The organism is Streptosporangium sp. CA-135522 (genome assembly GCF_050949235.1).
Lineage (GTDB): Bacteria > Actinomycetota > Actinomycetes > Streptosporangiales > Streptosporangiaceae > Streptosporangium.
The window spans coordinates 7,103,721-7,116,488 of the sequence record NZ_CP192026.1 but is presented as its reverse complement, the minus strand read 5'-3'; the positions used below and the strand labels follow the sequence as shown (position 1 = coordinate 7,116,488).

Below are 12,768 nucleotides of genomic sequence, written 5' to 3'. Positions count from 1 at the left end.
ACCTGTAAGCCGATCACGCCCGCGCCGGTTCGCCGGAGACGACTCTCTGGAATTCGTCGTACGAACGGATGTAGTCGTCCGAGTCGTAGTACTGCGAGGCGAACACCAGGAGCACGGCGTCGGGTGAATACCGATACTGCGTCCCCCAGATCATGGCCGGCATGTAGACGCCGCGGCTGGGGCGGTCCAGGGTGACTTCGCGCCGGTTGCGGCCGTCATCCAGGAGGACGCCGCAGGAGCCGCGCACGCAGATCAGGAACTGGTCGCAGTGCCGGTGGGCGTGCTCGCCACGGACCTCTCGGCTCGGCACGTTGAAGACGAGGAAGTACCGCTTGGGAGCGAACGGCAGTTCGCGCTCGAATTCGCCGACCGAAAGCTCGCCGCGCAGGTCCTTCGCGACGCGCAGCTCGTGCAGGCTCGCGGTCCCGACGCCGAGCCCCACCCTGCCCGGCGGCCGTGTGTCGCCGGCCGGCAGTGGAGAGCCGGGCTGCTCCGCGTCGGTGACGTAGCCCTTGATGCGGGCGGGATTGCCGACCACGATCGCGTTCGGGGGAACCGAGCGCGTGACGACCGCGCCCGCGCCCACCATCGCGCCGGTCCCCACCTCCACTCCCGGCAGGATCGTGCTGTTGGCGCCGATGGAGGCGCCGGAGCGGATGACCGTGCGCGCGAACGCCTCGGGGCGGATCTTGCTGCGCGGGAACGGATCGTTCGTGAACGTCACGTTGGGGCCGACGAAGACGTCGTCCTCGATCATGATCCCGTCCCAGATCTGGACGCCGCACTTGATGGTCACGCGGTCTCCCAGGACGACGTCGTTCTCGATGAACACTCCGTCGCAGATGTTGCACTCGGCCCCGATCCGGGCTCCGGGAAGCACGTGTGCGAACGCCCAGACCCGGGTTCCGGCGCCGATCGCCGTGCTTTCGCAGAGAGCCCGTGGATGGATGAAGATCTGTTTCATGCACGCCTGCCGATGTGGAGAAGGGCTGGGACGGATTCGGGCACGCCGTCGAAGGCGTGGACCGTGTGCACCAGGGCCAGGGGGCGCTTCTTGGTGTTTTCGTAGCTTCGCCATGCGTAGGACCCGATGAAGCCAAGCCCCAGGGTGTTGAGCGCTCCGAAGAACGTGATGACCAGGATCGTGGTCGTGTAGCCCGCCGCCGCTATTTCGCCGGTCAGGCGCATGACGACGACGAAGATCGCAAGGCACGCGGCGATGGCGAACCCGAGCACTCCGAGGACCGTGAGGATGCGGATGGGCAGGTCCGTGAAGGCGAAAACGCTGTCCAGGAGATAGTTGACCTTCTTGCTGAGCGTCCAGGTGCTCTTCCCGTACGCTCGGGCGCGCCGCTCGTACGGCACCTCACTGCGGCGGAAGCCGAGCCAGTACACCAGGCCCACGAGGGAGCTGTTGGCTTCTTCCAGCCGCAGGAGCTCATCCCGGATGCGCCGGTTGCAGCTGAAGACGTCGACACCGCCGGGAGGGATGTCACGTACGACGAAGCGACGGTAGAACGCCCAGAAGAGGTTGGCGGACAGGCGCGACATCCCCGGGTCCTCGCGGCCTTCGCGGACTCCCACCGCGATGTCCATGTCGTCGTTGACGAGGCTGCTGAGGAACCTGAGCAGGAGTTCCGGAGGCTCCTGGAGGTCGGCGGCCATTACCGCGAAATAGTCGCCCTGGGCGGCTCGCAGGCCCGTGCGGATGGCCGCGAACGATCCGAAATTGCGTGTGTGCAGGAGCAGTTGCGATCGGAACGGCGCCAGCGGCAGGGCCGCCTTGAGGAGATCGAAGCTGTCGTCCGGGCTGGCGTCGACCACGAAGACGAACTCCATGGGCATTCCGTAGCGCTCGGCGACGATCGCGCTGATGCCGCTGAACTCCGCGATCAGCTGTGGCACGAATTCCGCATTCCGATAGACAGGGATGATCACGGAAAACATGAGGTCACCAGGTTGTGATACAGGAGATCACTCGTGTGACCTCCTCGTTGGAGAGTTCCGGATAACAGGGGAGCGTCAGGATGGAGGCCGCCAGATCGTCTGTCACCGGAAGCCCGGCCCGGTCTCCGAGATCGGCCAGAGCGGGTTGACGGTAATCCGGAACGGGATAGTGCACATCGGTCAGAATGGACGACGCGGCGAGATGGGCGCGGAGTGCTTCCCGGTCGTCGCACACGACGACGTATAGATGGCTGACGAATTCCTCGCCGTAGACCGGAGGGCACTGAACCCGCGGGTGGATGATCTCTCGCGAGTAGCGCGTCGCGATGTCACGGCGTCGCCCGTTCCAGCCGTCGAGCAGGGGCAGTTTGGCCCGTAATATCGCCGCCTGTATCTCGTCGAGGCGGCTGTTGCGCCCTCCGCGGAGGCTGGCGTGATACTTCGAGTCCCACCCGTACTGCCGCAACCGCCTGACCCGCTGGGCGACCTGGGGGTCATCGGTGACCACGGCACCGCCGTCGCCGAGCGCTCCCAGATTCTTCGTCGGATAGAAGCTGAAACTCGCCGCGGTCCCGAAGCTGCCAGCGCGTCGTCCGCCCCGACGGGCGCCGTGGGACTGGGCACAGTCCTCGAACGCCGGGACACCTGCCCGGGCCGTGATCTCCAGAACCGCCTCCATGTCGTGAAGCAGTCCGAAGAGGTGCGTCACCACGACCGCGTCGAGGCCGCCCTCACTGACGATCCGTTCGAGATGGGCGAGGTCCATCAGCTTCGTGCCGTGGTCCACGTCGACAAACACGGGCTCCGCGCCGAGGGCCATCAGGGCGGTCGTCGTGTAAAGGCCTGCGTTGGCGACCGTGGCGACCCGGCTTCCGGCGCCGATGCCGAGGGCGCGGAGGCCAAGCTCGATGGCGTCAGTTCCGTTTGCGACGCCTATGCAATGGTTCGTGCCGCAATATTGAGCGAAGTCCTGTTCAAAGGCTTCGCCATCTTTGCCTAGAATGTACCAGCCACTTCTCAGTACGCGCTCGACAGAACTCCGAACAGCCGTTTCCGTCGAGGAAGCGTGCCGGCCGAGGTCATTGATCGAAATTTCTTCCGCCATGTCTTCCTCGCTTTCTTAAAGGATTTCCAGGGAAAGGCAAGCGTCGATCAAAAAGGTGCATCGCCGGTTCCTCTTGTATTTGGCAGTGAGTTCGCCCGGGCGGGGTGGTTGCACTCAATGTCGCAGTGAACAACGGATGGGCCAGTCGACACGCATTGTGCCATCGCCTCTTATCGAGCCATTGCGAAGAACTTGCCGATCTTTAATGATCAAGGTCTCGTGGCCGCGGATGGCCGGACGGGTCGGGCATCGCGGGCTGAAGGGCTCGGCTCGTCCGGCCGGCGGCCGCTTCCGGCCCATCCGGCCCATCCGGCCCGGAACTCCGCGGACAGGTCACATCCTGCGAACGGCGCCTCCCGCGCCCGGAAAGATGGTCCGGTCGATGAGCGTTCCTCGTGGAGAACGAGACCGGAAAACGGCCGATGGATAACGGCCGATGGATCCAGGGCCGGTGCGGGAGGATTATTAATCCGAGAATCGCTCTCGTATCGGAAAGTCCGGATAGCGAGAGGAATCACTTTTCCGGTGATTGTATTTTTGCCGGACGCCGGACGGCCCGATGCGATGTAAGGCTCATGTAACGGATCGCCAAGAAACGAGAGCGCAATGCGTGTCGGCCGGCCTGTTCGCTGTTCGATGTGATCGTGAGTGAAACCGGGCTTAAAGTGGCCCCTCCTGATCGAACGCATATCCCGGAAGAGGTGACCGTGGCGTCGTTCACTTTCATGCCGGCGACCGACACCCATGCTCCGTGCGGAGCGGTCCCGGTGCCCGTTGGCCGCGGGCCTGACATGCTCGGCGTGGATGAGCGGCCGAGCGGAGCCGCGATCGCCGATCGCTTGGTGAGGCCACCGCTCTCCATCGATCTGGACGGACCTGACACGGCGTGCCTGATCGGCATCGTCCAGAGCCGCGGGGGGAGCTGATGGCGTGGTACGAGATGATGGAGGCGGGCGTCGTACGGGCGGAGAAATCTCCGCTTGAGTCCACCCGGTTCGGCTATTCCGTTGAGCGAGTCTCTGTCCCCGCCGGGACGGCGGTTCCGCTTTCCGCTGTCCGCCAGGTGGTTCTGGAGTCGTCCGCGGACGTCGTCGTGCTGCGATATCCGGCTGAACATGTGGGCTGGTTCGCGGAACTGACCGCGCTTGGCCGGACCGCTGTGCTCGCGGACTCTCTGGTGTATTGGCAACTGCGCGTGGGAGAAGGCCGTGCGCCGGAGCCGTCACGAGATCTACGGACCACAGCGGCGCCCGGTCCGGACGCGGTCCGGGCACTGGTCTCGGACATCTTCGCCGCGTACGGAAATCACTATCTGGCCAATCCTCTGTTCGACATCGGCAGGGCGCTGACGGGTTACCAGGAGTGGGCGATGAAGTCCGCCGCGGACGGGGGATGCCTCGCGCTGCGGGGGCTGGACACGGAGAACCTCCTCGGGCTGGCCACGCTGGACCAGGAAGGGCCTCGTACGGAGATCCTGCTTGCGGGTGTCGTTTCACAGGCGCAGGGACGCGGCCTCTACTCTCACCTGCTCAAGGCCGTTGAGGATCGCACCCTGGCCCGCGGCGGGACGGGAGTCGTCATCTCCACCCAGGGGCACAACACGCGGGTGCAGCGAGCATGGGCGAGGTACGGATTCGAGCCTGTGCAGACCTTTCTCACAGTTCACCTGATCCAGAGCCGGCTCCTGGACGGGTGAGAGGCGACGCCCGTGATGGAACCGCGCACCTGGAGTGGGAACTCAGGCGGTGCGGAATGGCGCGGGCACCGTCGCGAGCGAGGCGTCAGCTCACCCGGTAGGTCTGGACGGCGTCGATCACGCGCGCCATGTCGGTCTCGTTCAGATCGGGGTACAGCGGTATTCGTACGAGTCGGTCCGCGATCTCCTCGGTGACCGGGCAGCCGCCCGGGGCCACCCGCCCGTACCGTACGCCGGCGGGTGCGGAATGCAACGGCTGGTAGTGGAACGCCGCCTGCACGCCTCTCTCCGAGAGGTGGCCGATGAACGCCTGGCGGTTGCCCAAGTCCGGGAGCAGCAGGTAGTACAGATGCGCCGGATGCGCGCAGCCGTCAGGGACCATCGGCTGGGAGACCCCGTTCTCGGCCGCCCAGTCGGCGAGCCTCTCGTGATACTCCTGCCACACGGCATGACGCAGGAACTGGATCTTGTCGAACGACTCCAGTTGGGCGGTCAGCTGAGCGGCGAGGATGTCCGACGGCAGGTAGCTCGAACCGATGTCGATCCACCGGTACCTGTCGACCTGGCCGCGGAAGAAACGGCCGCGGTCGGTGCCCTTCTCACGGATGATCTCAGCGCGTCCGATCAGGTCGGCGTCGTTCAGGAGCAGCGCCCCTCCCTCCCCGCACTGCGCGTTCTTCGTCGCGTGGAAGCTCTGCGCGGCGATGCGACCGAACGAGCCGAGAGGCCTGCCGCGATAGGAGCCGCCCAGGCCATGAGCGTTGTCCTCGACAAGAGCGAGGGCGTACCGCGCACAGAGCTCGCTGATCGGCTCCATCGTGCAGGCGACCCCCGCATAGTGGACGACCACGATGGCCCGGGTGCGATCGGTGATCGCTGCCTCGACCAGTTGCTCGTCGATGTTCAGGGTGTCGGGCCTGCAGTCGACGAACACGGGCACCGCTCCGCGCAGTGCGTAGGCGTTGGCCGTCGACATGAAGGTGAACGACGGCATGATCACCTCGTCGCCGGGCTGCAGGTCGAGCAGGATCGCCGACATCTCCAGCGCGTGCGTGCAGGAGGTGGTCAGCAGCGCGTGGTCCGACCCGGTCATCTCCGTGAGGAGCGTGGAGGCCCGGCGGGTGAACGGTCCGTCTCCGCAAGTCGATCCTTCGCGTACGGCCTCCGCGAGGTATCCGAGCTCGTTGTCGGAGATATGCGTCCGGTTGAAGGGGATCGTGTTCAGGCAGGTTGTACTCACGGCCGAAGTGAACAACGAACGGTTTTGCGACACACGTCACGGGCTCGTTTCATTGGTGACCCGTTGCGCAAGCCTTACATTCGGCGGAACGACCCGGGGCGCGGAGGATCCGGGCATGACCGTGTCGGAGCGCCGGCCGGCGGACGTTCGAGGGCTCCGGAACTCCGCAGCGGGTCCGGTGCCCGACGCCGCTCACCTGGGCCGCTTCTCAGCGGACCAGGTGAGCAGGTGCCGGATCCGTTTCGGCCGGCAAATCGTGATCTATGCCTCGATTGCTAAGACGAAACGAATATGATGTCGACCCAGTAGTTGGCGGCTTGGAATGTTTTGTTGGGGAATCCGTTCGTCGTGCCGTATCGGTATACGCCGTTGCCGCCCGAGGTGCTGCTAGCGGGAGCGGTGAGCGCGCCGTTGGTGTAATCAGTGGTGAAATAGGAGCTGTTTACCGAATAGTTTCCCGATGAGGTGAAGTAGGAGGCGACGTAGGTGGTGCCGGCGTCGATCACGACGGGCGTCGAGAAGTTCACCTGTTGCCAGCCGCTGGCCGTCTCGTTGGTGAAGGTGGCGCTGGCGAGTTGCTGGCCGCCGCTGGTCCACAGGCTTCCGATGTGGGTTCCGGTGTTCTGCGGGCCCTTGTAGAAGCGGATGCTCTGGATGGTTCCGCTCGTGGTCGCCTTGAACTTCACACCGACCGTGACGGCGTTGGGGTCGGCGGCGGACTGGGCCGGGGTCGTTGCGGTTTCCCAGAGGCTACTCGACGGTGCGAACACGACGTCGACCCAGTAGTTGGCGGCTTGGAATGTTTTGTTGGGGAAGCCGTTCGTCGCGCCGTATCGGTATACGCCGTTGCCGCCTGAGGTGCTGCTTGCGAGAGCGGTGAGCGGGCCGTTGGTGTAATCAGTGGTGAAATAGGAGCTGTTTACCGAATAGTTTCCCGATGAGGTGAAGTAGGAGGCGACGTAGGTGGTGCCGGCGTTGATCACGACGGGTATCGAGAAGTTCACCTGTTGCCAGCCGCTGGCCGTCTCGTTGGTGAAGGTGGCGCTGGCGAGTTGCTGGCCGCCGCTGGTCCACAGGCTTCCGATGTGGGTTCCGGTGTTCTGCGGGCCCTTGTAGAAGCGGATGCCCTGGATGGTCCCGCTCGTGGTCGCTTTGAACTTCACACCGACCGTGACGGCGTTGGGGTCGGCGCCGGACTGGGCCGGGGTCGTCGTATTGCCCCAGAGACTGTTCAACGGTGCGAACACGACGTCGACCCAGTAGTTGGCGGCTTGGAATGTTTTGTTGGGGAAGCCGCTCGTCGCGCCGTATCGGTATACGCCGTTGCCGCCTGAGGTGCTGCTAGCGGGAGCGGTGAGCGCGCCGTTGGTGAAATCTGCGGTGAAATAGGAGCTGTTTACTGCATAGTTTCCGCTTGGAGTGAAATAGGAGGCGACATAGGTGGTGTTGGCGGAGATGGCCACAGGCACCGCGAAATCCACCTGTTGCCAGCCGCTCGCCGTCTCACTGGTGAAGGTCGCACTCGCCAGCAGCTGGCCGCTGGTGGTCCACAGATTACCGGTGTGGGTCCCGGTGTTCTGCGTCCCTTTGTAGAACCTGATCCCTGTGATGAAGCCCGTTTTCGCGACCCGGAACTTCACTCCGACCTCGACCGAACTGGGATCGTTGGCCGAGGTGACGGCGGGCACGGTCGTCGGCGACCACAGGGTGCAGGTGGGGCATCCGGTGACGACGGTGACGGTCGTCACCGTCGGGGTCCCCTGAACGTTGCCGATGTCGTCGACCGCCCGGGTCCTGATCGTTACCGTCCCGGTGGTGGCGGGTGTCGTCCAGTTGTACTGCCAGTTGGTGCGGCCCGTCGCCTGGAACCACCTCGTGCCGCCGTCGACCGAGACCTCGACGGCGGCCACGACGCCGCCTCCCGTGTCACTGGCCGTCCCCTGGATGGGGACGACCGCCCCCCCGCTGGGCACGGTCCCGTTGTTCGCCGGAGAGACGATCGTCGATGTGGGCGGGGAGGTGTCCGTCGACGCGGTCGTCGGCACCAGTCCCGGCTGAATGCTGGCCGGCTGGGATCCCATGTCGGCCAGGAGATTGACCGTCGCCTGCTGCATTCGGATGTCCGTGGGAGGGGGAGCGCCCAGCCGCCCGCCGCCCGCGGGGACCAGGTCGTGCTCGGAGTCGAGTCCCCAGGCCCATTGGATGGTTCCCGCGCCGAAGACGATCGAGCCGCTCGGGTTCTTGTAGAGCGTCAGGCTGTGTGTCGCGGTTCCGGCGCCGTAGGTGCTACCGAAGTCGAGCATGTATTTCGCCGTGGTGCTCAAAGTCGTTCTGGAGAACTTCACCAGCCCCGCCGGCGCGAACCCGTTGTCGGGCGCCTCGTCCCATTCGTATCCGAGGGTCCCGGGCGGGAAGGTGGCCGACTGGCCCGGCTGCAGGCTCGCGATGGACGTGTTGCGCCATAGCCGCATGTTGCCGTACTCGGCGGGTACGACGATGGAGTCGGTTTGGAAGCTGTTCATCATGAACAACGTCCCGGTCACGGAGTTCTCGGGTCTCCCGCCATTCGACGGAGGAGAGAAACGAGGATCGCGCCACGTCCCCGTCCACTGTGGACTTGGGTCGATCTTGGCGTTCGCGAAGGTCTCCTTGTAGCAGACAAGCGTCCGGAAAGGGACATCGGACCCGTCTATGCTGTTCTCCCACCTGGTTTTCCAGAAAACCTCGTTTCCTGAGAAGAACATCAGGTCGACCCCGTTGTCACGGGCGTTCTCGATGTTGCTGCGCATCTCGTTGGACCAGTACTCGTCATGTCCCGAGGACATGAACGACTCGTGCTTGAGCAGCTCCGCACCGTGGCTGGCCGTATCGACGTTGCTGGTGTAGCTGACGTCGTACCCGTTGGACTCGAGCCATCTGATCATGGGGTATTCGGCCTGGAAGAAGCCGGTGCGCGTGATGAACGGGCGGTTGTAGCTCACCTTGTAGGCGCGTCCTACCGGCAAGCCCTCATAGAGGCTGTTACCGCCATAGGTGTTGTAGGCCTGCCAGGTGGCGTCGGACGTCTGGACCAGGATTTCCGAATTCCGGACGTCGTCCCGGATGACGAAAATCATCTGGGCGATGCCGCTCGTGCCGTCCTCCCGTACCAGATTCCCGAGGTAGACCCCGGAGACGGCGTCGTTCGGCACCGCCCAGGAGGCCGACACCCCCCAGTTGCCGCAGTCGATCAGGCCGGTTGACTCGTCGGTCAGGCAGGCCGGTTGTGTCTGGGGCAGGGGGGCGGAAGGATCGATCGTCGTTATCAGCCGTGCGCCCATGCCTCCGTAATATCCGACGCGGTAGATGTCCACCCGATAGTCGGTCGCGTCGGTGATCACCTTGAACTGGACGGTCTCTCCCTTGTTCACGCTCATCTGGGTGGCGTATCCCCGGATGTTCCCGGTTGGGGTCTGCACGTTCCACTGGCTGGGGGGAGTGCCGGGCAGGCTGTTCTCGATGCAGATGACAGATGTGGGCGGGCACGCGGCCCGGTGCTTCCGGGTATTCACCTTCGGGGGCGAGTGCCCGATGCGCGCCTCACGGGTCTTTCCGCCCTGTCCCGGAGATCGCTGTATGGATGGTTTCTGCTCGGACGGTTCCTGCGCGGATTGTTTCTGTGCGGGAGATATCGCCTCGGGATTTTTCTGCGTTGCGCGCACCGGTGACGTTGTCGACGGAATTACCGAAGGGATTGTCGACGGAATTACCGATGGTAATGTGACGCTGTGCGTGATGTCGGGAGTCGGGGGCGTTGTCGGGGAGGGTCCCGAAAAGCTGGCCATGGTTACTATGCCACTCCCGAAGGAGGACAGCATGATTCGGAGCGCCCGCCGCATCATTGGATTAAAAATATGTTTGCCGTATGGCACCTACAACCTCCCGGTTGCATCCTTGGCGAACCGTCAGTCGGACGGCCGAAAGTCTGACGACGCGGGTGCTGGAACCAGGTATTGGGCACACGTATCCAACGATGTTCTTACCAGATTTTTATATAGGTTCCCGGCTGAATGAGAGTGCTCCTGCCGATGCCACCAAAAGGGCTATTGGGCGGTATGTGAACACGCTCGGGTTAATGCGGGGAGCGGCGGCGGGACGTATCTGGGCCAAAGGCGGACCGGCGCCGTCCGAAGTCGGTCGTACACCGCTGTGCCGGTGGCTGTTCCGGCCGAGGTCTGTCCGTGACGACGATGCTCTCCGCGGGTCAGTCCGATGATCACTGTGATCATGGCTGCGGGGCCGCCGGCTGTCCGGCGGCCCCGCATTCATTGATCACACACGACGGCCGGAAAGACCTCCTCCGGACTGTCCACGGCTATGGGATGTCGAACACGACGTCGACCCAGTAGTTGGTGGCCTGGAAGGTGCTGTTGGGGAAGGCGTTCGTCCCGGCGTATCGGTATACGCCGTTGCCGCCTTCGGCGCCGTTGGCGAGGGCGATGAGCGGGCCGTTGGCGTACTGCGAGCCGAAGTAGGGCCTGTTCATCGAGTAGTTTCCGGTGGGGGTGAAGTAGGAGGCGACGTAGGTGGTGTCGGCGTCGATCGTGACGGGCGTCGAGAAGTTCACCTGTTGCCAGCCGCTGGCCGACTCGCCGGTGAAGGTGGCGCTGGCGAGCTGCTGGCCGCCGCCGGTCCACAGGCTTCCGATGTGGGTTCCGGTGTTCTGGGAGCCCTTGTAGAAGCGAATGCCTCTGATGGCGCCATCCGTCGTGGCCCTGAACTTCACGCCGACCGTGATGGCGTTGGGGTCGGACTGGGTGGTGACGGCCGGGATCGTCGAAGCGTCCCAGAGACTGTTGGCCGGCGTGAACACGACGTCGACCCAGTAGTTGGTGGCCTGGAAGGTGCTGTTGGGGAAGGCGTTCGTCCCGGCGTATCGGTATACGCCGTTGCCGCCTTCGGCGCCGTTGGCGAGGGCGATGAGCGGGCCGTTGGCGTACTGCGAGCCGAAGTAGGGCCTGTTCATCGAGTAGTTTCCGGTGGGGGTGAAGTAGGAGGCGACGTAGGTGGTGTCGGCGTCGATCGTGACGGGCGTCGAGAAGTTCACCTGTTGCCAGCCGCTGGCCGACTCGCCGGTGAAGGTGGCGCTGGCGAGCTGCTGGCCGCCGCCGGTCCACAGGCTTCCGATGTGGGTTCCGGTGTTCTGGGAGCCCTTGTAGAAGCGAATGCCTCTGATGGCGCCATCCGTCGTGGCCCTGAACTTCACGCCGACCGTGATGGCGTTGGGATCGGAGTGGGCGGTGACGGCCGGGATCGTCGAAGCGTCCCAGAGGCTGGTCACCACGGTCTGGATCAGTTCGGGTGACGTGCTCGGGGCGAAATGGACGATGCCCTCACCGCTGGGGGTGTCGCCGCCGAGATAGACGGCGGTGATCGGGTGCTGCCCCTCTTCGAGGCCGGAGGTCGTAAGCGTCGCTGGGCCCGAGCTGTTGTGCAGGTCCGAGCCGATGACCACCGCGCCGTCCTTGAAGAGCACCTGACCCTGCGGGACGAGCGAGCCGCTGGTCGCGCTCACCGTCGCCGTGAACGTGACCGAGCTCCCTCTCCGGGAGGGGTTGGCGGAGGAGGTCAGGGCCGTGGTGGTCGCCGGGTCGTTCGGCACGTTGATGCGGGTTTTCGGCGGATCGGTGGGACCCTGGAGGGTGATCCCGTTGTTGATGGCGAAGACGCGGCCGGAGACGGCGGCGCCGGTGCTGACCGTCACCGACGTCAGCGCCAGCACGTTTCCCCGGAAGGTGGAGTAGGTTCCCAGCGTCGCGGTGCCGCTGACCTGCCAGAAGACGTTCTTCGCCTGGGCGCCGTTGGTGAGGTTGACGTTGCTGACGTTCGCCGTGGAGAAGGTGGACGCCTTGAAGATGAAGATCGCGTCCGGTTCGCCCTGGGCGTCGAGGGTGAGCGTGCCGGTTATCCCGAAGATGCCGTTGGCGGAGTTGTACACGCCCGGAACCTTGGTCGTGCCGCCGAGCTCCGTCGCCACGGTGGTGACGGGGGTTCGCCCGGCGACGTCGTTGTAGGCGGCGACCAGGTCGGCCTTGGCCGCCGCCGCGGCGGAGTCGCCCGCGTGTGTCGCCCCGCTCACCGTGCCGGGCGGGAAACCGGTCACGGAGCTTCCCGGGCTTACGCCGAGGTCCCCGGTGATCGCGGTGAGGTTCGTGTTGCCCACCGCGGTCCCGGCGAGAACCGCGTATGACGCGGCGTCGCCGAGGCTCACCGGAGCCTGGTCCGCGTCCGCGGCCTGCGGTGCCACGACGATCACGCCCGCCGATAGGAGGGCTGTCAGCACCGTTACGAGCCAGGCGCGGCCGGCGCTCCGTGACAGGAGACGGTGACGGCCTGCTTCACGCGCCGGTCGTGCCGGCGCGGTCGTGCCGGTCGGCCGACGGGGTGCACTGCGAAGGGGTCTTGGCAGCCGGAGTCTGGACATTGGGCTCACCTTTTCGAGGGTCTCGCGGGGATCGAACGCCGGGCTTCGCGTGCAGCCAACGCGTCAAGGATCACCTTCGCGATTTCCACTGCACATCTGCCCGATTGGCCGCATCTGTCATGAAAGGCACGGAAATTCTCTAAGAAAAGAGAAATCGGCCGAATGCCATGACACCCAAGAAAGATGCCGCGGCATGTGCGGACAGACAGGGCCTTAGGGGGATCGGCGATGTGCAAACGATCGATCATGGGGAGCCTCTGTTGAACGTGTTATTTGAAAAGACTTTACCTCTCGATATCGCTGGTGACCAGCATTGA

7 protein-coding genes are annotated in these 12,768 nt (G+C 64.7%); 1 reads left to right on the top strand and 6 read right to left on the bottom strand.

Going from position 1 to position 12,768, the window contains the following annotated elements; genetic code table 11:
- Positions 1-13: 13 nt before the first annotated feature.
- Genes ACQPYK_RS33855 through ACQPYK_RS33845 form a run of 3 tightly spaced genes read right to left on the bottom strand, consistent with a single transcriptional unit; the run spans position 14 to position 3,052 of the window.
- Entirely contained in the window at positions 14-964 is a 951-nt protein-coding gene (locus ACQPYK_RS33855; protein WP_433240095.1) for a WxcM-like domain-containing protein, read from the bottom strand.
- On the bottom strand, positions 961-1,947 hold the full coding sequence (locus ACQPYK_RS33850) for a glycosyltransferase family 2 protein (protein WP_433240092.1): 987 nt from the start codon (positions 1,945-1,947) through the stop codon (positions 961-963). The genes ACQPYK_RS33855 and ACQPYK_RS33850 overlap by 4 nt, the downstream gene beginning before the upstream one ends.
- Before the next feature lie 4 nt (positions 1,948-1,951).
- A complete protein-coding gene (locus tag ACQPYK_RS33845) occupies positions 1,952-3,052 on the bottom strand; it encodes a DegT/DnrJ/EryC1/StrS family aminotransferase (protein ID WP_433240089.1) in 1,101 nt (366 codons plus the stop codon).
- Between the two features lie 1,063 nt (positions 3,053-4,115).
- On the opposite strand from ACQPYK_RS33845, the gene ACQPYK_RS33840 reads away from it, so the two are divergent.
- Positions 4,116-4,748, top strand: coding sequence for a GNAT family N-acetyltransferase (locus tag ACQPYK_RS33840; protein ID WP_433240086.1), 633 nt, complete (start codon positions 4,116-4,118; stop codon positions 4,746-4,748).
- Positions 4,749-4,833: 85 nt separating this feature from the next.
- Here the strand turns inward: ACQPYK_RS33840 and rffA are convergent, their stop codons facing one another.
- From rffA to ACQPYK_RS33825, 3 genes are all read right to left on the bottom strand, one after another.
- Positions 4,834-5,988 (bottom strand): dTDP-4-amino-4,6-dideoxygalactose transaminase, encoded by a 1,155-nt coding sequence (rffA, locus tag ACQPYK_RS33835; RefSeq protein ID WP_433240083.1) that lies wholly within the window; start codon positions 5,986-5,988, stop codon positions 4,834-4,836.
- Between the two features lie 275 nt (positions 5,989-6,263).
- A complete protein-coding gene (locus tag ACQPYK_RS33830; RefSeq protein ID WP_433240080.1) occupies positions 6,264-9,812 on the bottom strand; it encodes a DUF4082 domain-containing protein in 3,549 nt (1,182 codons plus the stop codon).
- A 530-nt stretch (positions 9,813-10,342) separates the two neighbouring features.
- Entirely contained in the window at positions 10,343-12,283 is a 1,941-nt protein-coding gene (locus ACQPYK_RS33825) for a DUF4082 domain-containing protein (protein WP_433240078.1), read from the bottom strand.
- Between the last annotated feature and the right edge of the window lie 485 nt (positions 12,284-12,768).